Here is a 26,750-nt window from a genome sequence, read left to right as displayed (position 1 = left end):
GCGCGAACGCGCGCCCGATGACAGGCTCCGCGATATCCGGGGCGGCTCCCGCATGTCGCTCCGCTCATGCGGGCTACGGGACGGTATCGGCACGCGCCTGCGGCTTTATTCCCCTCGCATTGATCGCCGTCCCGAAAATTCTTCGCGCGCCGTCAGCGGAATAGTGCGCGCCCTTCGGCGTCCTTACGCATGCAAGCCATTTGCATTCGAACAGGAGACATCATGAAGACATCGATCTCGCTCGCGCTCGCCACCGCCGTGTCGCTTGCGTTCGCCTCGGCGGCCTTTGCCGCGCCGCCGACCAAGACCGGAACCACCGCGAAGGGCTCCGTCCTCACCGACGCCAAGGGCATGACGCTCTACACCTTCGACAAGGATTCCGAAGGCAAGTCGGCCTGCAACGGCCCGTGCGCGACGAACTGGCCGGTCTTGAAGGCGGACGCCAGCGACAAGGCCGAAGGCGGCTACACCATCATCTCGCGTGACGACGGCTCCAAGCAGTGGGCCTACAAGGGCAAGCCGCTCTATACCTTCGCCAAGGACCAGAAGGCCGGCGACATCACCGGCGACGGTTTCCTGAACGGCGCCTGGCATCTCGCGCAGCCCTGAGGCTTGCAGGTGGATTGAGGGTATGGCGGGTTAGCGTAAGCGTAACCCGCCATCTCTCCGCGCATGAAACGTGCGGCGCGTCACGCGGAGCTTGCCATCGGGCCGCCCTGCGAGCGGACCCGTTGGCTAACCCACCCGTCGATCGTGCCTGAGGCGACGATCGCGCCTCACGCCCTGCGCTTCAGCGCCATGCCCATGCTGATCCAGCTCACGCCGGCGCAGATCAGGTCGACGCTGAGGAAGATGCCGAGCACGTAGAGGCTCGAGACCGGCCAGCGCGCCAGGATCATGGCGCCGAGCACCAGCGTGATCAGGCCGGAGATCGCGACCATTCCCCACGGCGCTTCCGAGTTCATGCCGAACGCGAGGAAGATGCGGACGATGCCCGACACCACCAGCGCGATGCCGAGGAACAGCGTCAGCGTCGCCGCGGCGAGCAGCGGGTTCTCGAAGGTGATGAAGCCCGCCACGACATAGAGCGCGCCGAGCAGCAGCCAGAACAGGAATTTGCCCCAGGTCTTGAACTGGAACGCGTTGATGATCTCGGCGACGCCGGCGACGATCATCATGGCGCCGACGAACAGCACGCTGACGACGGTGGCGAAGAAGACGCTGCCGAAGGCGAGCACGCCGGCGATCAGGTAGATCACCCCGAGGGCGACGATCCAGCCCCACTTGGCGCGGAGGTTGGAAAGCCCGGATCCGAGGCTGTGAGGAGGTGTGGCGGGTGAGCTGGACGCAGTGGACATCGTATCGCTCCCGAATACTTGATGAAACCATGCTACCATAGGTCAAGGCCCGGACAAGGGCGGGTGCGCAGCTGGCACGAAATGCATGCTGGCACCAAAGGCGCCGCGACACGTTTATTCAGTTCGTCCGGCGTGTTGCCGCGCAGCATTCGTCGGTTTTGACGATGGCCGGCCCGCATCGGACGATGGACTGTCCGAACCGCAGCGCAAGCGGTCCGGATCGCGCATCCACAGAGGAGGTCGACATGCCCGCCACGCACGACAAGGATCACGTCTACAAAATCCTGGAACTGGTCGGATCATCGGACAAGAGCATCGAGGCGGCGATCGAGAACGCCGTGAGCCGCGCGTCAAAGACGATCCGGGAAATGAAGTGGTTCGAGGTGGTGCAGACGCGGGGCCATATCGAGGACGGCAAGATCCGGCACTATCAGGTGGCGCTGCGGGTCGGCTTTACGCTGGAGTAGGGCGTTCAGGTCGCTTGCGCCTTGCAGCCTGCAGGATTACTCGGGACCCATGGGTGCGATCGGCATCCGGCTTTCCCTGCGCCCTCTGTCATCAGAGCGGCGAAACGAAATGCAAAACTCGCGCTGCAGAGGCCGCGAGAATGCCGGTGTATGACTCACCGGCCGCGCAACACATTCGCTGTAGTCCCGGCCTAGTGCGCAATAGCGCACGGGGGGCCGGGACCCATAACCACCGAAGGTGATTATTGCGCGACGCTGGGGCCACAGCCTTCCTTGCCAATCCAATCCTGTGGTTATGGGTCCCGGCCTTCGCCGGGACGACGAATGGAAAGTGTCGTGCCCATCACCGTCGCGACAGCGGCGCGGGGGGCGGCGGGGCGGTGGCGCCGGCGGCGAGCGAGCGCTGCACCATCATGGTGTCGGACCAGCGGCCATAGCGATAGGCGACACCGGGCAAATGCCCGACGCGGGCGAAGCCGAAGCGGTCGTGCAGCGCGAGCGAGGCGGCGTTGTCGCTGTCGATGTAGCCGATCATCTGGCGGAAGCCGGCGGCGGCGCAGGTGTCGATTAACTCCTGCAGCAGCCGGCCGCCAACGCGCTGGCCGGTGAAGCGGTGATGCACATAGATCGAATGCTTCACCGTGTAGCGGTAGGCCGGACGCTTGCGAAACAGCACGACATAGGCATAGCCGACCACCTCGCTGTCGCAGATCGCGACGAGGTGGGGCAGGCGGGTGTTGCGCAGATTCTTGCGGCGGTCGCGCAGATCGTCGGGCTCCGGCGTGCCGCTGTCGTCGACGCTTTCCTCGACGCCGCGGCGGATGTGGTGGCGGTAGATCGACAGCATGGCGTCGACGTCGCTGTCGCGGGACGGGCGGACGGTGATCTTGTAATCATTCTCCATTGTGTTGCGTCCGTTCGCCTATTCGGACACGACATAGGTGTAGAAGCGGACGCGGCCGGAGTCGTCGATCTCCTTGTAGATGCCCTGGACCTCGACCTCGAAGCCCGGGAACGCATTGAAGCTCGCCTCGAACATCTTCAGGTAATCGATCATCGGCTTGCTGCGTTCCGACAGCCGCTCGCCGGGCACGATGGTGGCGATGCCGGGCGGGTAGACCACGAACGGCGTCGCGGCGACGCGGCCGAAGATCTGGTCGATCGGCAGATAGTCGACATCGTTGCGGATGAGATATTGTGCGGCCTGGCGCGGCGACATCGCGATCTCGGGCAGGTGCTCGGGCAGGAATTGCCTGGCCTGCAGCGTGCTGACGCCGCCGTCGCGGAAGAAGCGGTGCATGTCGCCGCAGAGGTCGCGCAGCCGCACCCCGGCATAGCGGCCCGGACGGCGGCGGTAGAATTCCGGGATGACGTCCTCGAGCAGCGCGTTGTCGTCGTGCAGCTTCTTGAAGGCGACGAGCCCGGAGACCAGCGTGCCGGCCTTGCTGGCCTCGACGCCGGGCGTCAGCAGGAACAGCAGGGAATTGAGGTCGTTCTTTTCGGCGACGATGCGGTTCTCCCGCAAATATTGCGCCACCACCGGTGCGGGGATGCCGTGATCGGCATAGGCGCCGGTGGCGTGATCGAAGCCCGGCGTCAGCAATGTGAGCTTGTTCGGGTCGGTCATGGCGAAGCCCGCGGTCAGTTCGGGAAAGCCGTGCCAGGTCTCGCCGGGACTGAGCTGCCAGTAGGACGGATTGGTCGCGAGCTGATCGGTCGAGATCGTCTCCCAGGCGACATTGTGCACGCCGTTCTCGCGCGCGACGTCGGGGATCTTCACGCGGTCCGGCACGAACGGCTCGAAGAACCAGCGCCGCTCGGGGCGCGTCTCCTTCTCCTCGAACTCGCGCTTCACGGCGCGGATCTTCTTGCGCAGCTCGATGCCGAGCCGGATCGTGTCGTCCCACAGGACTTCGCCGGAGCGGCCCTTCATCATCTGCGCGCCGACATCGAGCGAGGCGAACAGCGGGTAGAACGGCGAGGTCGAGGCGTGCTGCATGAAGCTTTCGTTGAAGCGGCGATGCTCGACCCGGCGCTTCTGGCCCTTGATGTGGCGGTCGCGGATGTGGATCTGCGAGGCCTGCGAGAAGCTCGCGAGCTGCTTGTGGGTCGATTGGGTCGCAATGATGCCGGGCGCCTCGGGGCCGAGATCGGACAGTCCCATGGCGAAGCGGCCGGCATAGATCGGGTGGAATTTCATGAAGCCGGCCCAGGCCTCGTCGAACAGGATGTAGTCGCAGAGATGGCCGATCCGCTTGAGGATCATCTCGGCCGAGTGGATGGTGCCGTCATAGGTGCACTGCTCGACCACGGCGACCCGGAACGGACGCTCCTTCTTCCAGGCGTTCTCGTCCTTGACCAGCGGGTGCTTGCGGATGTGGTCGCGCAGCGTGCCCTCGTCGAGCAGGTCCCAGCGCATCGGCCCGATCAGGCCGCAGGCGTTGCGCACCGTCGGCACGTAGACCGGGATGCCGCCGCCGATCAGCAGCGCGCCGTGATGCGCGGCCTTGTGGTTGTTGCGGTCGAACAGCACGAGGTCGCCGTCGGTGACCAGCGAGCCGAGCGCGACCTTGTTGGAGGTCGAGGTGCCGTTGAGCACGAAATAGGTTTTCTCGGCGCCGAAGATCCGGGCCGCCTCCTTCTGCGCCCGCAGCGCCGGCCCCTCATGGGTGAGGAGGTCGCCGAGGTCGAGCACGGAATTGTCGAGGTCGTCGCGGAACACGGCTTCGCCAAGGTGTTCGACGAACACCCGTCCGATTGGGCTGCGGCTGTAGAACACGCCGCCATTGTGGCCCGGGCAGGTCCAGAGCTGGTTGCCTTCCTCGGCATAGTCGACCAGCGCGCCGAAGAACGGCGTCTTCAAATTCTCGGCATATTGCTTCAGCCTGGAGATCAGGTTCTTGGCGATGAAGGGCGGGGTTTCCTCGGACAGGAACACGTAGCCGTCGATGAAATCGAGCACCTCGACCGGCAGGTCCTCGAACCGCTTGCGCCGGATCAACAGGATGATCGGGAAGTCGAGGCCGCGCCGGCGCATCAGGTTGATCAGCGCCGCGGTCTTGCCCTCAAGGCCCTTCTTGCCCCAATCGACCACCATGCAGCCGATCGCGGCGTCGGTCTGCACCGCGATCTCGGCATCTTCCAGCTTGCGGGCGCGAACCACCTCGAAGCCGGAGCGCTCGATCTCGGCGATGATCTGGTTGAAGCGGATGCCCTCGAGGTCGTCGGCCTCGAACACCGGCGCAGCGAACAGGAAGTTGAAGCGTTTGAAATAGTCCATGCGTGTCCCCGAACTGGTCCGGCGCTGACGTGTCGGCACAATTCATGACAGGCAGATGACAATGGGGCGGATGGAGGATCGAATACGTTGTTGGGGACGCAATCCCTCACTGCACGGCGTCAGCCCGTGGGTATTCGAGCTGCATGGCGACGAAGTCCGCCGTATCACGGCCATAGCGTGTTTCGATCCCGGCAAGCGCCCGGTCGAGCGCCTGCGCGGGCGGCGCGGTGCCGACCGCGGGCAGCAGACGATCTGCGGACCAATCCGGCGCCACGACTTGCGGATAAATACGCAGGCCGTTGCGGGTCGTCACCGCGTCGCCGGTCGCGGCGAACGTCACGGCATGCGATCGATAGGTGCGCGACCAGCTGTCGGCGACCAGCGCCAGCGAGACCTCGTCGACGCCGGGAGCCAGCGCGAGGCCGAGCTGTTCCCGGTTCCAGAACGCCAGCGTGTTCCGGATGGCGGTCAGCGCGAAGGGACGCGTGAACTTGAAGGCGTTGCTGTCATGCCGCGCGTCCCAGCCTGGCAGGCCGATCTCGCGCGCGACGGCCTCGGCCCTGGTACGGCCGGCGATCGCCTCGATCAGGGTCAGCGACATCGGCATCGACGCCGAAATCCCGGTCGTCGTCGCGACGCCGCGATCGACCACGATGCGGCGGTCGGCGACGTATTGGATGGCGGGATGTTTGCTGCGCCAGTTCTTCAGGTAAAACCAGTGCGTGGTGGCGCGCCTGCCGTCGAGCAGGCCGGTCGAGGCGAGCACCTTGGCGCCGGCGCAGACGGCGACGATCACGGCGCCTTTCTCCGCCTGCTGCCGGATCCATTGCATGACCGCCGGATCGTCGTCGGGGCTCATCGCCGGCACGATGACGTAGTCGGCGCCGTCGCCATGTGCGGCGTCGAATGCGGCGATGGTCGCATCAGGCTCGACCTTCAGCACCGGGAATAGCGCGACCGGACCGGGTCCCGTCGCCAGCGTGACGACATCGGCAACATCGGCGCGCTTGAGGATGCCGTAGGGCATCAGATAGTCGGTGGTCTCGGTCATGTCGTTGATGCCGAGCATCGCGATCAGGGGGCGCGACCGCTTCGGCGGCTTCAGCGCCGCGAGCGTTGCATCCTGCTCGGCCTTGGCGATCGGAGGCGGAACCCGGAACGCCGATGCGGCGGGCAGGGTGAAGAGCCAGATGCCGCCGATGATTGGAACCAGCGCGGCAACGGCGATGCCGCTCCACGCGAGAAGCCGCCAGGTCATGATGATCGATCTCAACGTATCCGCGTGCGTCGCCCGGCACGCAAGCTACTCGCCGGCCACGTCGACCAAAACGGCGAAATTCCCGCAAAAACGGACACGCGAACAAAGCGGCTCACAGGCATAGCCCGGACGAGCGACAGCGACATCCGGGGCCGGTCCTTCCCCGCATGTCGCTCCGCTCATGCGGGCTACGCGACGCGCTCAGTAGACGAGGTTCGTACCCGGCGGCTTTTCCAGTGCCGCCGCCAGCGTCCGATACTCTTCGCATTCGGTGCCACAGATCTCGGCGATCCGCTGCAGATGATACTGCGCCTGGTCGCGGTTTCCCTGTTCGATCTGCCACAGGCCGTAGTAGTTCCACGTCAGGACGTGGTTCGGATCGGCCTTGAGCGCACGTTCGTACCAGACTTGCGATTGCTTGTAGTCGCCGAGCTTGCGATAGGAATAGCCGATCAGGTTCGCGACGTTCGGCTGATCATCGCGGCCGAGTGCGTGCAACTGATCGATCGCGGCGGCGTAGTCGTTGCGTTCGTAGATTGTCGCATAGGCCGCGCGATAGCCGTCGCGGAATGCCGGGTCTTCGAAGCCGGACTGCTTGAAGGGCTTCTTGACCTTGTGCGTGGTCTTTCTGTCCTTCTGCTGGGGATAGGACGGCGCGGGAGTGCCGTAGCTCGACCCGTATGGGTCGCCACCACCACCGCCGCCGCCGCCACCTCCGCCAGCCGCGATGGCGGTCTGCGGTGGGAACAGAATGATCGGCGCTGTCAGGAATGCCGCAAGCATCATCGGTGACTTGATCATGTACGCCTCCCGATTTGACAAGGACAGTTATTGACCTGAAGCACTAACTCCCGATCGCGGGAGACATTCCGCGCGGTTTAAGAAATTGTTTGCCGAAGCGGCAATCGCACTGTCTCTTCGGGACGTCGCGCTTTCACGTGCACGCTGGCTGAGTGTTTCGTTCGCGCCATCGGACATCGGAGTCGAAACTGACATCGGTGTTAGAATCGCACGCAAATGCTCAATGGCCATCTGGACCCGCGGCAAGGAGGACGATCGATGATGAAAACGGACCTCGCCGAGATCTACCGGAACTACATTGCCTGTTTGAATCGCCGGGACTGGCCGCAACTCGGTCAGTTCGTTGACGAGGATGTGTGCCACAACGGCCGTCGGTTCGGGTTATCCGGCTATCGCGCGATGCTGGAAGGGGATTTTCGCGACATCCCGGACCTTCGCTTCAACATCGTTCTCCTGGTGTCGGATGCGTCCCATGTCGCGAGCCGGCTGGCATTCGACTGTTCGCCGAACGGCACGTTTCTCGGTCTCGGCGTCAACGGCAAGCGCGTGTCCTTCGCCGAGAACGTGTTCTACGAATTCCGCGACGGGAAGATCGTGCAGGTCTGGTCGGTGATCGACAAGGCTGCGATCGAGGCCCAGCTGTAGCGGCGGAGCCGGGATGAGCGTGACGCGGCTACTTCCGCTCCAGATGCCAGGCGCCATCCCAGTCGGCCGCTGGCGGATCTTGCCTGAACGCTGCGACGCGCGCCTTCATGGCGATCGACGGGCCGTCGCCCGGCGCCGCCGCCAGCGCCGCGGCGAAGGCTTGCTCGGCGTCATCCCAGCGGCGCTCGCGATAGGCGGCGAGACCGTCCGCGTAGCGCTGCCGCAACTCGGTCTGCGCCGGCGTCAGTTCGTCCTTCTTGCCGAGGATCTCGAACACGGCGACCGGCTGGGTCTGCCCCATCACCACGAGGCGGTCGATCTCGCGCAGCTCGATGGTTGCGGCGCAGGCCGCGGCGGTGGCCTCCGAGATCAGGCTGCGGCTGCCGTAGAACTTGTTGGCGCCTTCCAGCCGCGAGGCGAGGTTCACGGTGTCGCCGAGCACGGTGTAGCTCATCATGAACTCGGAGCCGATGCTGCCGACCAGGGCCTCGCCGGTGGCGATCCCGATCCGGATGTCGCAATCGGCCGGAATCACGCGGACGCCGAGCAGTTCCGGCAGATCCTTGCGCAGCTGGTTGACCTGGCCGATCATGTCGATGGCGGCAAGCGCGGCCAGATGGGTCTGCTCGGCCTCCTCGACGAAGGGCGCGCCCCAATAGGCCATGATGGCGTCGCCGATATATTTGTCGATGATGCCGCGATGCGCATGGACCGGCGCCGACATCGTCGACAGGTAGAGGTTCATGATCTTGACGAGGCCGCTCGGCGTCACGCCCTCGCTCAGGCTGGTGAAGCCCTTCATGTCGCAGAACATCACCGTCATGACGCGGCGCTGTCCTTCGGTCGCGGCGATCGCCGGCTGTTCGAGCAGGCCCTCGGCGATTCGCGGATTGATGTAGCGGCCAAACGTCTCGCGGATGCGCTGGTTGTGCCGCAGCGTCTCGATCATGCGGTTGAAGGCGGCCGACAGCTGGCCGATCTCGTCCTGGGTCGTGATGGTGATGGCGCCGTCGAGGCGGCCGGCCTCGACCTCGCGGGTGCTTTCGAGCAGGCGCATCACCGGACGCGTGATGCCGCTGCCGACCAGCATCGCGAACACGAAGCCGAGGATCGCGGCAATGGCGGTCACGACGCCGGAGATGATGATCGCCCGCTGCTGGGCACTCATCACCTTTGCGGCGGCCGAAGCGACCTGCGCCAGCATGTCGGCACGGATGCCCTCGATCCTGGTGTTGAAGTCGTCGCGCAGGGCGTCGGCGCGCAGCGTGGTCGCTTTCGCCGCCGCAAAGTCCTTGGCGTCGATTTGCTCGAGCAGCGTCTTGTTCTCTGCGTTCAGGCGCATCAACAGGTCGTTGACGGCATTGTCGATGCGGTCATCGAGGCGTCCGAGCGCGGCGTTGTCGGATGGCGTCGAGGGATCGGCGATGATCGCATCGATCAGCGTGCGCGCGGCGTCGGCCTCGCGCTTGATCAGGGGCTCGATCTCGTCGAAGGCCTTGCGCGCGCTTTCGTAGCCGGAGTCTTCGGCCGGCGCCTGCATCTTCGCCATCATCATCCGGCGCATGGCGAGCGACCGCTCCAGCGCGCGGATGTTGACGCGGGCGAGGTGGCCATAGGCGGGGATGTAGCGGTTGGTGAGCTCGTCGAGGAGATGGCCGACCTGGCCCGCCATCACCATCGACAGCAGCGAGGTGACCACCGCGAGGATGATGAGTCCCGCGGCAATGCCGACGATCTTCTGCCTGATCGAATTCCGAAACATGCCCAGCCCGGCCGCAGCTGCAATGAGCGGGTCCACCCCGCCGTGACGGCCAGACAGCTAATAGAGTTCCGCGGGGCGGGGTGCAAGCGACCGGCGCCTGCCATCCCGTCCCAAGGCGGGTGCCGGCGGCTAGCGCAGGCCTTCGTAGACCATCAGGCCGCGCGCGATGGCGAGCTTGCGCAGGGTCCGCGGCACGAACCGCTCCTGGGGATGCAGGTAACGCCACGAGGTCAGCACCAGGTCGTGCAGCCGGCCGACGTCGTCCTCGAACGGGGCGAGCAGGCCGGTGAGGCTCGCCGGCATATGGACACGGCTCGTGAAGGGCAGCAGCAGCAGCTCGAGATGCGCCTTGGCGCCGCTCTCGGTCGTGGCGGTGATGCCGGCGATGGCCGGCAGGGTCTCTTCGACGACGCAGGTGATGATGTCTTCGATCTCGCCGCGGCTCGCACCGGTGAACAGGGCGGAAAAGCTCCGGTTCTTGAGGTCGCAGCCGAGCAGGGCGGAGGTGCGGGTGCCGGCGACGCGGAACGGAAATCGGGTCTCGCCGTCATAGGACAGCACGAAGATGTCGGACAGTAGTTCGCGTACCGCGGACGGCTCGAACTCACTCCGGTCAGGTGCACGTGCGGTGCCGCGCTTCGCATTCCAATATGCGAAGAACTCGCGGCTCGAGCTGTGTTTCATCTAAACCTTGCCCGGCACCTGTCTCGGCGGGACACATCTGTCCCGGTTTTGCTCAGGCGCCTTCCCTTCTCTGTTGTGCAGGGAAGGCTGTGCAGCGTCCATGCCGTGGCCGCGCTTTGGGCGGCTTATCGGCAGCTTTGTGTTGTTAACGTAAATTTAACTATGTCCTTGGCCCCCGCGGAACCAGTGGGTAGGGTGCGCGTTCCTGTTCGCGCCGGCTGCCCCAAGCGCCGGCGCCTTTGGTACACAGGTGGCGTCAAACAGTTTGGTCACCGTGCGGGGAGGGGTGGGGATTTTCTCCCGATCCCTCCGGGGCACGAGAAGACCAGCCGACCAGGGAGGGCGTTCTCAGCGCCCTCCCTTTTCTTTTGTCCCGATTCCGCACTGCGCGACACCCGGTGTCCGATTTTGGGATTGTGCACTTGCACAGGGGTGCGAAAGCCGCCTATCTCTGATCCACCGCCGCATCGAGGTCGCCGACCCCTTGGACTCCCATCCCGAATCCCCGCTCGCGCCGCCGCCGGAGGCGCCGCGCGAGCCGATCCTGACCTTGCCGCCGGCGCTCACCGCCTACATCCTGCTGATCGCGGTGATTCATCTGCGGGTGCTGCTGCCGCCGGAGCTGGAGAACTGGACCATCGACGTCTTCGGCTTCATCCCGAAGCGCTACGATTCGACGCTGCTCGACATCACCTTTCCGGGCGGCGAAGGCGCCAAGGTCTGGACCTTCGTCACCTATTCGCTGCTGCACGCCAACCTCACCCATATCGGCTTCAACGTGCTGTGGCTGCTGCCGTTCGGCAGCGCGCTGGCGCGGCGCTTCGGCGCGCTGCGTTTCTTTGTCTTCATGGCGGTGACGGCGGCCGCCGGGGCGCTTGCGCATCTGTTGACCCATGAGCACGCGATCGCGCCGATGATCGGAGCGTCGGCTTCGGTGTCGGGGACGATGGCGGCGGCGATCCGCTTTGCCTTTGTGAAGGGCAGCTTCCTGTCGTTCAGCCGTGGCGATGCCGAGGCGGCGGCCAAGGTGCCTGCGCTGTCGCTGTGGCGGGCGCTGCGCAACGGACGGGTGCTCGCCTTCCTGGCGATATGGTTCGGCGTCAACATCCTGTTCGGCGCCACCTCGCTGTCGCTCGGCGGCGAGGGCGCGAGCGTCGCCTGGCAGGCGCATATCGGCGGCTTCGTTGCCGGACTGCTGCTGTTCTCGTTGTTCGATCCGGTGCCGCGCACGCGGGACGATGCTGCAGATGCGTCGTCGGTGGATCAGTCGGGGCGCGTCTGATCGCCAGCTTGCGGCCTGGATCGAATTCCTCCATCATCTTTGTGACGCAGAAACAAAGCGGGCCGACAAATCGAGCCCTGCTACTCGCCGCGCCGCGGAACCGAAATCGGCGCGGAACTGTTGATTGAAGACTCTGGCGAACAGGCTCGGCTCCGCTCAAGCGGGGCGCGAGCGGATTCAGGGAGGCCGACAATGACGGTACGTTCCATTCTCGATGCAAAAGGCCATCAGGTCATGAGCGTCGCGCCCGGCGCGAAGCTCTCGGCCGCGGTCAAGCTGCTCGGCGAGCGTAGGATCGGCGCGGTGCTGGTGATGGAGCAGAGCCGCATGGAGGGCATCCTGTCGGAGCGCGACATCGTGCGCGTGCTCTCTGAGCGCGGCGCCGGCGCGCTGGACGAACCGGTCAGCGCGGTCATGACCAAGAAGGTCGTGAGCTGCCGCGAGTCCGATACGGTCAGCGGCATCATGGAGATGATGACCACGGGAAAATTCCGCCATCTTCCTGTCGTCGAGGACGGCAAGGTGGTCGGGCTGATCTCGATCGGCGACATCGTCAAGCGGCGCGTCGAGGAATATGAGCGCGAGCAGGAGGCGCTGCGCGACTACATCAAGACCGCCTGAGCGCTACTTCCCGGTGCTGCCCGCGCCGCTCGACGGCGGCGCCAGGATGTCGATTGCCTCCTCGATTGCGCTGATGGAGCGTTCGGCGGCGCGTATCCCGTGCGCGATCAGGTCGTCGGCGCGGTGGAAGTCGAACCAGCCGATCTGACCGACCCGCGGCGAGATCAGCATATCAGGCGGATCGCCGGCAAGGCGTGCGCGGGTGATGCGGTCCTGCATGATGTTGAAGGCGTCGACCATGACGCTCGAGATGCCGGGCCGGCTGGCGCTGCCGAAAAACTCCCGCTTCACGGTACGTTCGGCGGAGAAGAAGCGGCCAAACCGGCGCTTCGGCGGCTCCGGCTCGAGTTCGGCCTCGGCGGTCACCGCAACCGTCACCTCCGGCGCGGCGGACGGGCCGTGATTGTAGATCGTGGTCGAGTGCGCGAACACGTCGCTGGAGAGGTTCGCCGCAATGACGATCTCGGCGCCGAGCGCGCGCGCGGCCGAGACCGGCACCGGATTGACCAGCGCGCCGTCGACCAACCAGCGGTCGCCGATCAGGACCGGCGCGAAGATGCCGGGCAGGGCGTAGGAGGCGCGCATGGCGTCGACCACGCGACCCTGGGTCAACCAGATCTCGTGCCCGGTGCGCACTTCGGTGGCGACGCTGGCGAACTTGACCGTGAGGTCCTCGATCATGACCTGGCCCAACGCAGCCTCGATCTCGGCGGCCAGCTTGGCGCCGCGGATCAGGCCGGAGCCGTTGAGGCGGATGTCGAGGTAGCCGAGCACGCTGCGCGGCTGCAGGCCGCGCGCCCATTGCTCCAGCGTCTCGATATGGCCGGCCGCATAGGCGCCACCGACCACGGAGCCGATCGAGGTGCCGACCACCACATTGGGGACGATGCCGTGGGCCAGCAGGGTCTTGATGATGCCGATATGGGCAAAGCCGCGCGCGGCGCCGCCGCCGAGCGCAAGCCCGATGACCGGCCGGCGAACCGTTCCCAAGCCTACCTTGTCGGGGCCGTCGGAGCTCTTGTGGCCTCGGCCCATCCAGCTATCCAACACGACAAATCTCCTGCCTGCGCGAGACTAGGCTGCGCAGCATGGCTGCGCCAGCGTCGTCCGTCTTCATGGTTAGTCCCACAGGCACGATTCATGCCCCGGGTAGTCCGCGGTAGGCAGGGAATGTGACTGGACCGCGACGATAGGGCTAACATCGGCTTGATCGCGCGGTTCCAAATGGCGGACACCGCCCACCCGGACTGTGACAAAGCCTTGGACGCCCCCTGGATCCCTTGGACGAAGGCTTGAATTTGCCGCGTTTTCGTTGAAAAGCATGATGATGACTTCGAGGGGCAACGGCATCGGCGGATGCGGACGGGGCATGCGGCTCCTTCCGCTGTTGACGCTTGCGGCATTTTTGCTCGCCCTGATCCCCGGTTCCGTATCTGCACAGTTCTTCAGCGACCGGCCGCCGCCGATTCCGCCCGCCTCGGTCCCGGAGGTGCCGTCCGGTCCGGCGCTCAACCTGGCGCCGCCATCGGGCGGCGGTTCAGGGCCCGTTCTGCCTGGTCCGCTGAACCAGCCGACCATCGTCCAGCCCTCGATTGCGACCGTGCCGCCGGTGGTAGCAGCGCCGCCGGCCGGGTCGCCGGCCGCGGGGCAGGCGGTGCTGTCGCTGACGGCGCGGTACGGCAAGGACCTGCCGGTCATCAATGCCGGGCTGGTGTGGCGGGTGTTCGCCGACAAGCCTGACGACAACGGTACCTACAAGCTGGTCCGCGAAGAGCGCGGGGCGACGCCCAACGTGGTGCTGCCGCCCGGCAACTATGTCGTCCATGTCGCGCTCGGCCTCGTCAGCGCAGTGCGCGCCGTCAGCCTGAAGTCGGAGACCGACCGCGAGTCCTTCGTGCTGCCGGCCGGGGGCCTGCGGATCGAGGGTCGGGTCGGCAGCAGCAAGATCCCCGCCAACCAGATCTCGTTTGCGATCTACAAGGGCAGCCAGTTCGACGGTTCGGACCGTGGACCGATGGTGCCGAACGTTGCCGCCGGCGACGTCGCGCTGCTGCCCGAGGGCACCTACTACATCGTCTCCAACTATGGCGACGCCAACTCGGTGGTGCGCTCCGACATTCGCGTCGGGGCGGGCAAGCTGACCGACGTCACCGTCACCCATCGCGCCGCCGTCATCACCCTCAAGCTGGTCAGCGAGCGGGGCGGCGAGGCGCTTGCCAACACCGCCTGGTCGGTGATCACGCCGGGCGGCGACGTGATCAAGGAATCGATCGGCGCGTTCCCGCGCGTCGTGCTCTCCGAGGGCGAGTATCGCGCGATCGCCAAGAACGAAGGCAAGGTGTTCGAGCGCCCCTTCAATGTCGTCAACGGTGTCGATGGCGAAGTCGAGGTCGTGGCGCGCTGACGTCCGGCCGGTCCTGCATTTCATGCAGCTGTCATAGTCTCTAATGTGAACTAACCATCGCGCGAATTTGAGCCGTCATAATCGCTCGCGGCGATACCGGGCCTGCCTATTTTTACATGACGTTAAGCCGCGGCATGACTTGGATGCCGTGGGGACTAGTGTTTGCGTGGGGCGCGCCATGGTCATGGCCAACAAGAAATCAGCTAAAGCATCGGCCAAATTCAATTCCGAGATGTTCGCCGACGTACCGGTTCTGCAACGCAAGTGGCAGGCCGCGGTCCGTCCCGGCGAAAAGCTGCCGCACTATGAAGACGTGATGCTCGGCAGTCTCGGCCGGCTCGCCGATCATATCGTGCTGCTGCGGAGCGTCGATAGCATGCTCAGCGTCTCGCACGCCGGCCGCTATGTCCAGACATGGCTGAACGACGAGCGCTGGGACATTCCGCTCAGCGCCCTGCCGCCGGATTGCGCCACCGCGTTGACCGAGGCGGCCGCAAACGCGCGCGAGAACTGCCGGCCCTATCTGGCGTCGGCGCATTGCGTCCGCGACGGGCTGGTGCGGACCTTCGACGTGCTGGCGCTACCGACGCGGTCGCGCTGGGGCGGTATCCTGGTCGGCGTCTATGTCAACGAGCGCAATGCGCAGTACAATCTGCTCGATACGATTTTCTCGGCCACCGACGAGGGCGTGCTGTCGCTCGCCGCGATCCGCGATGCGCGCGGCGAGCCGGCCGACTTCCAGATCGTGCATCTCAACCAGGGCGCCGCAAGGCTGCTGATGCAGCCTGCGACCGAATTGCTGTGGCGCCGGCTCAGCGCCGGCGGCAATCCGCTTGCGGCGTCAGCGGTGATGAGCCGTCTGCGTGGATTTGTCGGCGGCGGCCCGGGCGGGCAGTTCGAGATCGACAGCGGCGATCGCTGCCTGCGGCTCGGCGTCACGGCGTTCGGCGACATGCTGTCGCTGACCGTCTCCGACGTCACCGCGCTGAAGCAGCGCGAGCAGTCGTTCCGCCTGCTGTTCGAGAACAACCCGATGCCGATGTGGGTGTTCGACGCCGGCACGATGGAATTCCTCAGCGTCAACGACGCCGCCGTTCAGCACTATGGATACAGCCGGGAAAAGTTTCTCGGCATGACGCTGCGCCAGATCTGGCCGGTGGATGAGTGGAGCGTGCACAGCGCCGCCTTGCGCGAGATCGGCGACGTCTATCAATCGAGCCGCGACTGGCGGCACATCAGGGCCGATGGCAGCGAGATCCACGTGCTGACCTTCGGGCGCAAGGTGGCGTTCGAGGGCCGCGACGGCTATCTGGTCGCGGTGGTCGACATCACCGAGCGCCGCGCCGCCGAAGCGCGGATCGCGCATATGGCGCACCATGACGGTCTCACCAATTTGCCGAACCGCGATTTCTACCAGGAGCGCCTACGCGAGGCGCTGGAGCGCGGCCGCAGCGGCAACAAGCGCGTCGCGGTGATGTGCATCGACCTCGACCTGTTCAAGAACGTCAACGACTCCTTCGGGCATCCGATGGGCGACCGCCTGCTCAAGCTGGTGGCGGAGCGGCTGCGCGAGGTGGTCCGCGACGACAATGTGGCGGCCCGCCTCGGCGGCGACGAATTCGCGATCGTGCTTGCGGCCGACGTTTCGCCGAACGAGGCGAGCGCTTTCGCCGAACGGTTGATCGAAGCGCTGAGCGCGCCCTACAACATCGACGGGCTCGAGGTCGTGGTCGGCGCCAGCGTCGGCATCGCGCTGTCACCGGGTGACGGCACGACGTCGGAAGAATTGATGCGCAATGCCGACATGGCGCTGTACCGCGCCAAGTCCGAGGGCGGCGGCGTGCACCACTTCTTCGAACCGGAGATGGATCAGCAGGCGCAGAAGCGCCGCGACATGGAGCGCGATCTGCGCGCGGCCTTCAGCAACGGCGAGTTCGAGCTGCACTACCAGCCGCTGGTCGATATCGCGGCCGACCGCATCTCTGGCTTCGAGTCGCTGCTGCGCTGGCGGCACCCGCAGAAGGGCATGGTCTCACCTGCGGAGTTCATCCCGGTTGCCGAAGACATCGGCCTGATCGTCGCGCTCGGCGAATGGGTGCTGCGCGAAGCCTGCTCGGAGGCGATCAAGTGGCCCGCCGACGTCAAGGTCGCCGTCAATCTGTCGCCGGTGCAGTTCCGCAGCCGCAATCTGGTCCAGGCCGTGATCTCGGCGCTGGCGCATTCCGGCCTGTCGGCGCGGCGGCTCGAGCTCGAGATCACCGAGTCGGTGTTCCTGGCGGAAACCGAGGCCAACCTCGCGATCCTGCATCAGCTGCGCGAGCTGGGCGTCAGCATCTCGATGGACGATTTCGGCACCGGCTATTCCTCGCTGAGCTATCTGCGCAGCTTCCCGTTCGACAAGATCAAGATCGACCGCTCCTTCGTGAAGGATCTGGCGCGGCGCTCCGATTGCCTCGCGATCGTGCGCGCGATCTCGGGCCTTGGCCGCAGCCTCAGGATCACCACGACCGCGGAAGGGGTCGAGACGACAGACCAGCTCGACTGGTTGCGCGCCGAAGGTTGCAACGAGGTGCAGGGATTTCTGTTCAGCGCGGCGCGGCCGGCCGGCGAGATCGCGGCCTTGCTGAGCGGCTTTGCGGAGCGTGCGTCGAAGGCGGCGTAGTCGTCATGCCCGACAATGGCGAGGGCTTTTGTAGCCCGGGTGAGCGAAGCGACACCCGGGACGAGTGTCCCGCATATCGCTCCGCTCATGCGGGCTACAAGCCTATACCCTAGAACCGCGTCACGATATCCGACAGGGCCGGGCGCGGGCGGTCCTCGCTCGGCCTGGTCGGGGTGCCGATGTGAATGAGCCCGGCGAGCTTCTCGTCCGGCTTCAGGCCGAGGCCGTCGAGCACGTCGCGGTCGAAGGCAAACCAGCCGGTCAGCCAGCAGGCGCCGTAGCCGAGCGCGGTCGCCGCGGTAACGATGTTCATCGCGCTGGCGCCCGCCGACAATTCCTGCTCCCACGGCGGCACCTTCGGGTGCGGCTTGGTGAAGGAGACCACGCCGATCACCAGCGGCGCGTCGGTCAGGCGCTTCTTCTCGACCTCGATGTCGGAGGCCGGCGCCCCGGGATTCTTCCGGGCGAAGACCTTTGCGATCACGTCGCCGGCCCGCGCGCGGGCATCGCCCTCGAACACGATGAAGCGCCAGGGCGCGAGCTTGCCGTGGTCAGGCACGCGTGCGCCGATCGTCAAAATGGTCTCGAGCTCGGCCGCGGACGGGCCCGGGCCGGTCATCTCGCGCGGTTTCATCGAGCGGCGCGTCTTCAGGAGTTCAATGGCATCGGGCACGGAAATGTCCTTCAAGGGGAGTCGTGCCCCCAAGATGGGGACACGACCAAGCCAATGAAAGCCAGTTTAGACCGATTGTGAAGATCAGGCGACGGATCGCGCCCGCTTCACGTCGGGCGGCGTCGCCTCATCCGCCAGCGCGGCGATCGCCTCATCGGTCGGCATCACGGTCTGCCGCTCGCTGCCGAGGCGGCGGACCGAGACCGAGTGGGTCTCGGCTTCCTTCTTGCCGACGACGAGCAGGGCCGGGATCTTGGCCAGCGAGTGCTCGCGGACCTTGTAGTTGATCTTCTCGTTGCGCAGGTCGATCTCGACCCGGAGCCCGGCGCGGCGCGCGGCGGCCGCCACCACCTTGGCGTACTCGTCGCCTTCGGAGGTGATGGTCGTGACGACGAGCTGGGTCGGCGCCAGCCAGAGCGGGAAGTTGCCGGCATAGTGCTCGATCAGGATGCCGATGAAGCGCTCCATCGAACCGCAGATCGCGCGGTGCACCATGACGGGTGCCTTCTTCGAGCCATCATGATCGATGTAGAACGCGCCGAACCGTTCCGGCAGGTTGAAGTCGACCTGGGTCGTGCCGCACTGCCAGTCGCGGCCGATGGCGTCGCGCAGCACATACTCGAACTTCGGTCCGTAAAACGCGCCTTCGCCTGGATTGATCTCGGTCCGGATGCGGTTGCTGCCCTTGGCCTTGATCTCCGACAGCACCGTCGCCATCACGCGCTCGGCGTGATCCCACATCTCGTCGGTGCCGACGCGCTTCTCCGGCCGCGTCGAGAGCTTGACCGTGAGCTCGCCGTCGAAACCGAAATCGGCGTAGGTCGACAGGATCAGGTCGTTGATCTTGAGGCACTCGTCGGCGAGCTGCTGCTCGGTGCAGAACACATGGGCGTCGTCCTGGGTGAAGCCGCGCACCCGCATCAGGCCGTGCATCGCGCCCGACGGCTCGTAGCGATGCACGACGCCGAACTCGGCGAGCCGCAACGGCAGGTCGCGGTAGCTCTTCAGCCCGTGCTTGAAGATCTGCACATGGCCCGGGCAGTTCATCGGCTTCAGCGCGAACCAGCGCTTGTCCTCGGCCTCGTCGCCGGCGGACTGCGCCGCGAACATGTTCTCGCGGTACCAGTCCCAATGGCCCGAGGTCTCCCACAGCGCCTTGTCGAGGATCTGCGGAGCGTTGACCTCGTTGTAGTCGCCGAGCAGCCGGCGCCGCATATAGGCGATCAGCTGCTGGAAGATGGTCCAGCCCTTGGGGTGCCAGAACACCACGCCCGGGCCTTCCTCCTGGAAGTGGAACAGGTCGAGCTCGCGGCCGAGCTTGCGGTGGTCGCGCTTCTCGGCTTCCTCGATCTGCTTGAGATAGGCGTCGAGGTCTTCCTGCCTGGCGAATGCCGTGCCGTAGATGCGGGTCAGCATCGGATTGTTGGAATCGCCGCGCCAATACGCGCCCGCCACCTTCATCAGCTTGAAGGCGTTGCCGATCTTGCCGGTCGAGGTCATGTGCGGGCCGCGGCAGAGGTCGAACCAGTCGCCCTGGAAGTAGATCTTGATCGGCTCGTTGCCGGGAATGGCGTCGACCAGCTCGACCTTGAAGGCCTCGCCCTTGTCGCGGAACACCTGCTTGGTCTTCTCGCGATCCCAGACTTCCTTGGTGAACGGCTTGTCGCGCGCGACGATCTCGCGCATCCGCTTCTCGATCGCGGCAAAATCTTCCGGGGTGAACGGCTCGTTGCGGAAGAAGTCGTAGTAGAAGCCGTTCTCGATCACCGGGCCGATCGTGACCTGGGTGCCCGGCCACAGCGACTGCACGGCCTCCGCCAGCACATGCGCGGCATCGTGCCGGATCAGTTCCAGCGCGCGCGGGTCTTCGCGGCCGATCAGCTCGATCTTGGCATCGGCCTCGATCGGATCATTGAGGTCGGCAAGCGTGCCGTCGAGCGCCATCGCGACGGTGCGCTTGGCGAGCGAGGGCGAAATGCCTTTGGCGATGTCGAGACCGGTGGTCCCTCTCGGGAAATCGCGCCTCGCTCCATCAGGGAAGGTGAGGGCGATCTTGTTCACGGGTTCTGCGGGTTTGAGGTTAGAGAGGCTGTACTGGAATCCGGATTCGGATTTGGGTGGCGTTTCTGCCATGGTGACTCCTGTAGCTCACTCCTGCGAACGAGCGCAGGTAAGCGGAAAGCAGCGGTATAGCAGGGGATTTGACGCCTGCAATCCGGCAATATCAAGAAAATGGGCCACCGGCCGCACGGATTTGAACAAGGCTCGGCTGCAGGCGACGCCACGGATCGTTGCGACGCTGCCGATCATCGTCTAACGTCCGGCGTCCGTTTTCCGCCATCGCGCGATCCGCAAGGTTCATGTTTTCCCGTCTCCTGTTTTTCGTGGCGTTGCTTCTGATCCCGGGCGTGTTGCGGGCGGAAGAAACACCGGTCCAGAAGGCCGGATTCGCGAAGAAGCTGACCATCTATCTCGCCCATGGGCCAGCGAACGCCTGCGGCGCCGGCTGCGATCGCTGGATCGCGATCGAAGGCGAGATCGATCGGGAAGCCGCGCAGCGGATTCGCACCTTCCTGTTTGCCGTCAAGGACAGGCAGCTTCCGATCTACCTTCATTCGCCGGGCGGAAACGTCGAGCAGTCCTATGGGATCGCGCGGTTCCTGCGCGCGCACAAGGCAATCGCCCGAGTCGGCCGTACCATCGTGCCGGCCTGTTCCACCGGCACGCAGATCGACACCGCATGCCTGAAGATCAAGGCTGCCAAGGGCGAGGTCGAGGCCGAGCTCGCCACGCGCAACGCGATGTGCGTGTCGGCCTGCGCCTATCTGTTCCTGGGCGCGACCAGCCGCGAAGTGGCGCCCGATTCGGTGCTCGCGGTGCATAACTCCAAGCTGATGTTCGTCGTCCACGGGCATCCGCCTGCGCAGGTCGTCGCGGACTTCAGGCGGCGCGAGATGGTAAGCGCCGATCGCGACCGCAATGTATTCCTCGCGGCGATGGGCATCAGCCATGAACTCAGCGACCTCATCAAGTCCGTGAAGTTCGAGGACCTGCACGTGCTGACGCGGCCGGAGCTCTATCGATTCGGCATCGATACGCGGCCGCTGCCGGAAACCCTGTGGGCGGTGGAGAAGGAGACACGGCCCTATGTTCGCAAGATCGTGCAGCAGAAAAGGGCCGACGGCAGCGCGTTCCGCATGATGGAGTGGCGGCTGTTCTGCGAGAGCAAGGATCGCGGGCGGCTGATGTTCGTGCGCGAGTTCGAGGAGGGGGCAGCCGGCAAGACCACGGTGCTGATGATGGCCGGCGCGACCAAGACCGTTGCATTCGGCCGGTCGGCGCGGTTCGGCAAATACGAGGTCTGGAGCGAGGCGGTGACCTCGGACATCGTCAAGGCGATGCTCGCGGCCCCGCATCTGCAGATCGGCGAAAGCCCGCCGGCAACCGACGCCAAGCCTGACGCCAAGTCCGACGTCAAGTCTGACACCAAGTCCGGCCTTGCGACATTCGATATCGGCACCATCGGGCTGGAGCAGGGCTGGACGCAGCTTCTGGCATCATGCCCGGCGGCGACCACCGGTCCGAAGCCTGCGAGCCCATTGCCGGCCGCCGCGTCGCCGAGCGTCAGCGCGGTGCCGGCGGCGTCACCGTCGCCATGAACGCAAGAGGCGCCGTTCGATCAGGTGCCATGCATTTAGATGCAGTTGCATCGATCTCGGAGTCTGCTAACACCGCGGCGTGAAACGCTTCGCCCCCACCGCATTGATGCTCGGCAACATCGTCACCGGCTGCTCGGTGCTGGCGCCGGCCGGCATGCTGGCGGAGTTGTCCGACGGACTCGGCGTCACGATCCACACGGCGGGTCTCCTGATCACCTTCGGCGCGATCGTGCTGTGCGTGGGCTCGCCGGTGACGGCGTGGCTGACCAGCCGGATCGAGCGGCGGGCGCTGCTGACGGCGACGCTGCTGGTGCTGACGCTGACCAATGCGGCATCCGCCTTCGTGCCGAACTACGACAGCCTCCTGATCATTCGGCTGGTGATGCTCGCGGTCGGCGTGCTCTACACGCCGCAGGCGGCGGGCACCGCGGCACTGATCGTGCCGGTGGAGAAGCGCGGCAGCACGATTGCCTACATCTTTCTCGGCTGGTCGCTCGCCGCCGCGATCGGGCTGCCGCTGATCACCTTCATCGCAAGCCGCTACGGCTTTCGCGCGACCTATGGCGCGATCGCGCTGACCGGGCTCGTCAGTTCCCTACTGCTGTGGTGGCGGCTGCCAGGCGGATTGCACGGCGCGCCGGTTGATCTCCGAACCTGGGTCGATCTCGGCCGCAATCCGATGGTCATTCTGCTGCTGTCGATCACGACGCTGCAGATGTCCGGCCAGTTCGTGGTGTTCACCTTCATGGGGCCGCTGCTCGCCAAACTGACTGGCGCCAATGCGGACGCCGTCGGGATCGTGTTCGCGCTCTACGGCATCTTCGGGTTCGTCGGCATCGTGATCGCAACGCGCGTGGTGGACTCGTGGGGCGCCTGGAAAACCTCGGTCCTGTTCACCGTGCTGCTGCTCGCAGGCGTCGCCGGCTGGGCGCTGAGCGCCGGCGCCTACGCCCTGATGGCCGCCTCCGTCGCGGTGTGGGGCCTCGGCTTTGCATCGACCAATTCGATGCAGCAGGTACGCCTGGTCGGTGCGGCGCCGGCGCTCGCTTCGGCGTCGGTCTCGCTCAATACCTCGGTGCTGTATATCGGCCAGGCCATCGGCTCCGCGATCGGCGGCTTGCTGTTCGCCCGCGAATGGCTGCACAGCGCAGGCTACGTGGCTACGGCCTTCGTCGCGGCGGCGCTCGCGGTCGTGGTCGTCACGCGGCCGCGACGGACGGCCGCCACCGCCGCAGCCGAGTGAACGGTTGGCTTTCACGTTTGTGTTCGCGAGAGCATCCCAACAACGATCCGCGTGCGGAACATCAGGGAGCTCGACTGCGCGTCACCACCTCACGCTTTGGCTGGGCACGATGAACGCCGTCGTGCTCGGCTTGTTCGGATTGTGGGTGAAGTAGCCGTAGGCGGCGACGATCACGACGAGCAAGGCAAGCACGGCCAGCAAGTCGATCTGCCGGGGATCATGACCGTTGTGGCTGATTTTCCAGCGCATTGTTGTTTCCTCCCCAAAGGGGGCAATGAAACAATGCGCCAACTATCGCCACAGTTCCGCCGGGCAGCAATGCGCGCTGCGCTTGGACGTGCCGCAGCAACCGATCAATTGTCGTTGACGCCGCCGCGTCAACCGTTGTTGGCGCCGCGTCAGCCTTCGTTGACGCCGCGCCAGCGGCCATAGCGCCAGGGCAGGTACCAGCGTGCCCCGCGCGGCTTCGTGAGCGGGACATTATCGATCCCGGATGTTCCCCAGGGCTGGCAGCGCAGCAGCCGCGCCAGCGTCATCCAGCCGCCGCCCCACAGGCCGAAGCGTTCGATCGCCTCGTCGCCATAGACCGAGCAGGTCGGCAGATGCCGGCAGTTGTAGCCGACCAGCGGCGACAGCGTGTGCCGGTAGATCCAGATCAAAGCGCGGCCGAGGTTGCGCGGCAAGCGGCGCATGGTGCTGGCACAGTCCATGCATCGTGGATGGTGTGTCGTTGAATGGTTTGTCGGCGGCATACGCAAGTATGTACGTAGTCTTGCGGGGGTTCCAAGCCAAGGAACTGTTTTCTTGCAGATATTTACGCCACAGTTCGTTATTATTGCACAGCACCGATGGCGCTGCAGCAAGGGCTCTATGGACGGTCCGGGTCAGCAACGCTACCGTTCCCATAACGCGCCGCTGACAGAATCGTGGCGCATTGCCATGGGGCCATTGCCACCGCTCGCATCACCAAGGGCTTGGGGGAAGGAACCAAATTGAGGCTCGTCAGGTCGCTCTCGTTGCGCAGTTGGGCGCTTACCGCCGCCGTTGCTCTTTGCTTCGCGGTTTCCGGCACCGCCGCCATGGCGGGCGGTTCCGCGCAGGCCAATTCGACCCTCGAAGAGCGCAAGCTGCCGATGAAGTTCAGCTGGATCGCCTGCCAGCCGAATTGCCGCGGCTGGGTGTCCGCGGTCGGCATCATCACGGCCGATAGTCCCAGGGAATTCGACGAGTTCGCGCGCGGCCGCCAGCTCAACGGCGCCACCATCGTGCTCGATTCCAGCGGCGGCTCGGTCAACGACGCGATCGCGCTCGGCCGCCGCTTCCGCGGTCTCGGCGTGCTGACCACGGTCGGCACCAGCGTCGTCAATCAGGCCGCGCAGGGCGGCCGCGCGAGCGTTCTGCCCGATGCTTATTGCGAGTCGATGTGCGTGTTCCTGCTGTTGTCGGGCAAGACGCGCTACGTTCCGCCGGCCGCCCATGTTCGCGTACATCAGATCTGGATGGGCGATCGCGCCGACGACGCCAAGGCGGCGAGCTACACCGCGCAGGACCTGATGATCGTCGAGCGCGATATCGGCCGTCTTGCCAAATACACCTTCGATATGGGCGGCGCGGGTGATCTGCTGGCGCTCTCGCTCAGCGTGCCGCCGTGGGAGGACCTGCACGAATTGTCGGCGGCCGAATTGCGGCTGACCAATCTCATCACCACCGATGCGGTTGCCGACGTGCTGCCGCGGCAGGACAACAGCAAGGACAACGCTATTCCCGTCGCCGAGGCGAAGCCGAAGAACAACGATCGCTTCTTGAGCAGCGCGATGGAGGGCGAGGCGTCGCAGGCGAGAGCGACCAAGACCGCCGAGGTCGTGGTGCCGACCGGCGGCAGCGCAGCGCCGGCGCCGGTCCAGCCCGCGCAGTAAGAACGCACATTGTCGCGTCGTTCCGGGACGCGTAAGCGGACCACAGATGCGCAATTGCGCATCGGGGAACCTCGAGATTCCGGGTTCGATGCTGCGCATCGCCCCGGAATGACCTGACATGCAATTTTACGCCGGCTGCTTTGCCTTGGCCTCGATCTGGCCGATCGCATCGACCACTGCATCGAAGGTCAGCAGGGTCGAGGCATGGCGGGCCTTGTAGTCGCGCACCGGCTCGAGCAGCGCGATATCGGCCCATTTGCCGCCCTGCGGGGGCTGGCCATTTTCCTTCAGCATCTTGCGGACCGTCTCGCGCAATTCGCGCAGCTCATCAGCGGTCGAGCCCACCACCTGGCTCGCCATGATCGAGGAGGAGGCCTGGCCGAGCGCACAGGCCTTCACGTCATGGGCGAAGTCCGTCACCACGGGACCGTCCATCTTGAGGTCGACCTTGACGGTTGAACCGCACAATTTGGAGTGTGCGGTGGCGCTGGCGTCCGGGTCGGCCAGCCGTCCGAGGCGCGGAATATTGCCGGCCAACTCGATGATCCGCTTGTTGTAAATGTCGTTCAGCATGGGGACAGATGCCTGGTTCCGGCGGTGCCGGGCGCTCTTGGCGGCTGGGTTGCACCGTCCTATATATGGACGGCAACGCCGGAAACATAGCCCGGCCATGCAGCCACCGCGGCCCACCTCCGCCGCGGCGGTGCTACAATTGTGGGACTCAGGCGCCCGGCGGTCGAACCATCCGCCCCGTCTGCCCGGTGACACATCCGGACCAAGGTCAAATCCGAGGGCCGGTCGAACGGAGAAGACATGGACGCCTTGATCAAATCGATTCGCCCCAACAAGCCGGCCGACGCGAAGCCCGGCGAGCTCGACCCCTCAGAATTCATGACGGCGGCCGTCCGCGCCGACCAGCCACGCCCGTCGCGGGCGGAGGCGGAGGACGCCGTGAAGACGCTGCTCGCCTATATCGGCGAGAACACCGGCCGCGAGGGACTGCTCGACACGCCGCGCCGGGTCGTCGAGGCCTATGACGAGCTCTATCAGGGCTACCACCAGTGCCCGGCCGAGGTACTGAACCGCACCTTCGGCGAGACCGCCGGCTACGACGATTTCGTCCTCGTCCGCGACATCGAGTTCACCTCGCAGTGCGAGCATCACATGATGCCGTTCTACGGCAAGGCGCATATTGCCTATACGCCGGTGGAGCGCGTCGTCGGCCTCTCCAAGCTGGCGCGGCTGACCGATATCTTCGCCCGCCGTCTGCAGACCCAGGAGCATCTCACCGCGCAGGTCGCGGCTGCGATCGACGAGGTGCTGAAGCCCCGCGGCGTTGCCGTGCTGATCGAGGCGGAGCATACCTGCATGTCGGTGCGCGGCGTTGCCAAGCATGGTGCATCGACCTTCACCAGCCGCTTCACCGGCATGTTCCGCGACAATCCGGCGGAGCAGCAGCGTTTCCTGTCCCTGGTGCGAGGACCGAACCGGTAACCTCGCATTTTCCTGAGCGAGGTTTTGCGTGTCCGCAGCGACCCACGATCACGACCGCGAGGAGGGGCTGGCCTTCCAGCCCAAATTCGACGCGGCAGGCCTTGTGACCTGCGTCGCGACCGATGCCGCGACCGGCGATGTGCTGATGGTCGCGCACATGAATGACGAGGCCCTGCGCAAGACGATCGCGACCGGCGAAGGCTGGTACTTCAGCCGCTCGCGCAATGCGCTGTGGCGCAAGGGCGAGAGCTCGGGCCAGACCCAGCGCGTGGTCGAGATCCGGATGGATTGCGATCAGGACGCGGTGTGGATCAAGGTCGAGCAGATCGGCGCCGCCTGCCACACCGGACGGCGCTCCTGCTTCTATCGCGCGGTGAAGGACGAGGGCGGGCATGTCAGCCTGTCCTTTGTCGACGCCAAGAAGCTGTTCGATCCGGCGCAGGTCTATCGCAAATAGATCATTGATCTGAATCAAGTACAGCGCGGCGAAGTCGTGTACTTCGTGGCCCCTGTTACGCCATGCGCAAGCCGTTGCGCATGG

The 26,750-nt window shown here is 65.5% G+C and carries 25 protein-coding genes; 12 read left to right on the top strand and 13 right to left on the bottom strand.

The features are described from left to right. Window positions 1-222 precede the first annotated feature (222 nt). Window positions 223-609 (top strand): hypothetical protein, encoded by a 387-nt coding sequence (locus Q2M23_RS30865; RefSeq protein WP_210262721.1) that lies wholly within the window; start codon window positions 223-225, stop codon window positions 607-609. A 167-nt stretch (window positions 610-776) separates the two neighbouring features. Here Q2M23_RS30865 and Q2M23_RS30860 read toward each other — a convergent pair whose 3' ends face one another. Beyond that, on the bottom strand, window positions 777-1,358 hold the full coding sequence (locus Q2M23_RS30860) for an HdeD family acid-resistance protein (RefSeq protein WP_057017581.1): 582 nt from the start codon (window positions 1,356-1,358) through the stop codon (window positions 777-779). A 245-nt stretch (window positions 1,359-1,603) separates the two neighbouring features. Between Q2M23_RS30860 and Q2M23_RS30855 the strand changes: the two genes are divergently transcribed. Beyond that, window positions 1,604-1,825, top strand: a complete 222-nt coding sequence (locus tag Q2M23_RS30855; protein WP_026192947.1) for a dodecin — start codon at window positions 1,604-1,606, stop codon at window positions 1,823-1,825. Window positions 1,826-2,168: 343 nt separating this feature from the next. Here Q2M23_RS30855 and Q2M23_RS30850 read toward each other — a convergent pair whose 3' ends face one another. The 4 genes from Q2M23_RS30850 to Q2M23_RS30835 form a co-directional block, all read right to left on the bottom strand. Beyond that, window positions 2,169-2,729, bottom strand: a complete 561-nt coding sequence (locus Q2M23_RS30850; protein WP_253639518.1) for a GNAT family N-acetyltransferase — start codon at window positions 2,727-2,729, stop codon at window positions 2,169-2,171. An 18-nt stretch (window positions 2,730-2,747) separates the two neighbouring features. After that, window positions 2,748-5,105: an Orn/Lys/Arg decarboxylase N-terminal domain-containing protein gene (locus Q2M23_RS30845; RefSeq protein ID WP_316398063.1), complete on the bottom strand. Its 2,358-nt coding sequence runs from the start codon at window positions 5,103-5,105 to the stop codon at window positions 2,748-2,750. Window positions 5,106-5,211: 106 nt separating this feature from the next. Then, the gene (locus Q2M23_RS30840; RefSeq protein WP_316398062.1) at window positions 5,212-6,363 is read right to left on the bottom strand and encodes a DJ-1/PfpI family protein; all 1,152 of its coding nucleotides are present in this window, start codon (window positions 6,361-6,363) and stop codon (window positions 5,212-5,214) included. A gap of 201 nt (window positions 6,364-6,564) precedes the next feature. Then, entirely contained in the window at window positions 6,565-7,164 is a 600-nt protein-coding gene (locus Q2M23_RS30835; protein WP_316398061.1) for a tetratricopeptide repeat protein, read from the bottom strand. A gap of 258 nt (window positions 7,165-7,422) precedes the next feature. Here Q2M23_RS30835 and Q2M23_RS30830 point away from each other — a divergent pair, with 258 nt between their 5' ends. Further along, window positions 7,423-7,809, top strand: coding sequence for an ester cyclase (locus Q2M23_RS30830; RefSeq protein ID WP_316398060.1), 387 nt, complete (start codon window positions 7,423-7,425; stop codon window positions 7,807-7,809). 28 nt (window positions 7,810-7,837) lie between these two features. On the opposite strand, the gene Q2M23_RS30825 is transcribed toward Q2M23_RS30830, so the two are convergent. Together Q2M23_RS30825 and Q2M23_RS30820 are read right to left on the bottom strand one after the other, a co-directional pair. Next, window positions 7,838-9,571: an adenylate/guanylate cyclase domain-containing protein gene (locus Q2M23_RS30825; RefSeq protein ID WP_316398059.1), complete on the bottom strand. Its 1,734-nt coding sequence runs from the start codon at window positions 9,569-9,571 to the stop codon at window positions 7,838-7,840. Window positions 9,572-9,700: 129 nt separating this feature from the next. Next, window positions 9,701-10,255: a PAS domain-containing protein gene (locus Q2M23_RS30820; protein ID WP_057019672.1), complete on the bottom strand. Its 555-nt coding sequence runs from the start codon at window positions 10,253-10,255 to the stop codon at window positions 9,701-9,703. 484 nt (window positions 10,256-10,739) lie between these two features. On the opposite strand from Q2M23_RS30820, the gene Q2M23_RS30815 reads away from it, so the two are divergent. Then, window positions 10,740-11,537, top strand: coding sequence for a rhomboid family intramembrane serine protease (locus Q2M23_RS30815; protein ID WP_316398058.1), 798 nt, complete (start codon window positions 10,740-10,742; stop codon window positions 11,535-11,537). Between the two features lie 192 nt (window positions 11,538-11,729). After that, window positions 11,730-12,158, top strand: a complete 429-nt coding sequence (locus Q2M23_RS30810) for a CBS domain-containing protein (RefSeq protein WP_057019670.1) — start codon at window positions 11,730-11,732, stop codon at window positions 12,156-12,158. A 3-nt stretch (window positions 12,159-12,161) separates the two neighbouring features. Here Q2M23_RS30810 and Q2M23_RS30805 read toward each other — a convergent pair whose 3' ends face one another. Further along, a complete protein-coding gene (locus tag Q2M23_RS30805) occupies window positions 12,162-13,208 on the bottom strand; it encodes a patatin-like phospholipase family protein (RefSeq protein WP_057019669.1) in 1,047 nt (348 codons plus the stop codon). Between the two features lie 277 nt (window positions 13,209-13,485). Here Q2M23_RS30805 and Q2M23_RS30800 point away from each other — a divergent pair, with 277 nt between their 5' ends. Beyond that, the gene (locus Q2M23_RS30800; protein WP_028342693.1) at window positions 13,486-14,562 is read left to right on the top strand and encodes a hypothetical protein; all 1,077 of its coding nucleotides are present in this window, start codon (window positions 13,486-13,488) and stop codon (window positions 14,560-14,562) included. A 178-nt stretch (window positions 14,563-14,740) separates the two neighbouring features. Further along, on the top strand, window positions 14,741-17,224 hold the full coding sequence (locus Q2M23_RS30795) for a putative bifunctional diguanylate cyclase/phosphodiesterase (protein WP_316398057.1): 2,484 nt from the start codon (window positions 14,741-14,743) through the stop codon (window positions 17,222-17,224). 109 nt (window positions 17,225-17,333) lie between these two features. Here Q2M23_RS30795 and Q2M23_RS30790 read toward each other — a convergent pair whose 3' ends face one another. Further along, window positions 17,334-17,897, bottom strand: coding sequence for a nitroreductase (locus Q2M23_RS30790; RefSeq protein WP_057019692.1), 564 nt, complete (start codon window positions 17,895-17,897; stop codon window positions 17,334-17,336). A gap of 84 nt (window positions 17,898-17,981) precedes the next feature. Continuing rightward, a complete protein-coding gene (gene thrS / locus Q2M23_RS30785) occupies window positions 17,982-20,030 on the bottom strand; it encodes a threonine--tRNA ligase (protein ID WP_316398056.1) in 2,049 nt (682 codons plus the stop codon). Window positions 20,031-20,257: 227 nt separating this feature from the next. Between thrS and Q2M23_RS30780 the strand changes: the two genes are divergently transcribed. Both Q2M23_RS30780 and Q2M23_RS30775 read left to right on the top strand, forming a co-directional pair. Next, entirely contained in the window at window positions 20,258-21,556 is a 1,299-nt protein-coding gene (locus Q2M23_RS30780; protein ID WP_316398055.1) for an ATP-dependent Clp protease proteolytic subunit, read from the top strand. 106 nt (window positions 21,557-21,662) lie between these two features. Then, window positions 21,663-22,799, top strand: a complete 1,137-nt coding sequence (locus Q2M23_RS30775; RefSeq protein WP_316398067.1) for an MFS transporter — start codon at window positions 21,663-21,665, stop codon at window positions 22,797-22,799. Window positions 22,800-22,880: 81 nt separating this feature from the next. Here the strand turns inward: Q2M23_RS30775 and Q2M23_RS30770 are convergent, their stop codons facing one another. Both Q2M23_RS30770 and yidD read right to left on the bottom strand, forming a co-directional pair. Then, the gene (locus tag Q2M23_RS30770) at window positions 22,881-23,048 is read right to left on the bottom strand and encodes a hypothetical protein (protein WP_016843922.1); all 168 of its coding nucleotides are present in this window, start codon (window positions 23,046-23,048) and stop codon (window positions 22,881-22,883) included. 149 nt (window positions 23,049-23,197) lie between these two features. Further along, window positions 23,198-23,509 (bottom strand): membrane protein insertion efficiency factor YidD, encoded by a 312-nt coding sequence (yidD, locus tag Q2M23_RS30765; RefSeq protein WP_057019665.1) that lies wholly within the window; start codon window positions 23,507-23,509, stop codon window positions 23,198-23,200. A gap of 369 nt (window positions 23,510-23,878) precedes the next feature. On the opposite strand from yidD, the gene Q2M23_RS30760 reads away from it, so the two are divergent. Next, window positions 23,879-24,715 carry a hypothetical protein gene (locus tag Q2M23_RS30760; RefSeq protein ID WP_156436479.1) on the top strand — a complete coding sequence of 279 codons (837 nt, stop codon included), beginning with the start codon at window positions 23,879-23,881 and terminating at the stop codon, window positions 24,713-24,715. A gap of 126 nt (window positions 24,716-24,841) precedes the next feature. Here the strand turns inward: Q2M23_RS30760 and Q2M23_RS30755 are convergent, their stop codons facing one another. Continuing rightward, window positions 24,842-25,288 carry an iron-sulfur cluster assembly scaffold protein gene (locus Q2M23_RS30755; protein ID WP_028342685.1) on the bottom strand — a complete coding sequence of 149 codons (447 nt, stop codon included), beginning with the start codon at window positions 25,286-25,288 and terminating at the stop codon, window positions 24,842-24,844. Window positions 25,289-25,528: 240 nt separating this feature from the next. On the opposite strand from Q2M23_RS30755, the gene folE reads away from it, so the two are divergent. Together folE and hisI are read left to right on the top strand one after the other, a co-directional pair. Further along, a complete protein-coding gene (gene folE / locus Q2M23_RS30750) occupies window positions 25,529-26,209 on the top strand; it encodes a GTP cyclohydrolase I FolE (RefSeq protein WP_016843918.1) in 681 nt (226 codons plus the stop codon). A gap of 28 nt (window positions 26,210-26,237) precedes the next feature. Then, a complete protein-coding gene (gene hisI, locus Q2M23_RS30745) occupies window positions 26,238-26,666 on the top strand; it encodes a phosphoribosyl-AMP cyclohydrolase (protein WP_316398054.1) in 429 nt (142 codons plus the stop codon). Window positions 26,667-26,750: the final 84 nt, after the last annotated feature.

It is taken from the genome of Bradyrhizobium sp. 33ap4 (assembly GCF_032654765.1).
Classification (GTDB): Bacteria; Pseudomonadota; Alphaproteobacteria; order Rhizobiales; family Xanthobacteraceae; genus Bradyrhizobium; species Bradyrhizobium australafricanum.
Note: the sequence above shows the minus strand (reverse complement) of the source record. Positions and strands in the feature narration are given on the sequence as shown.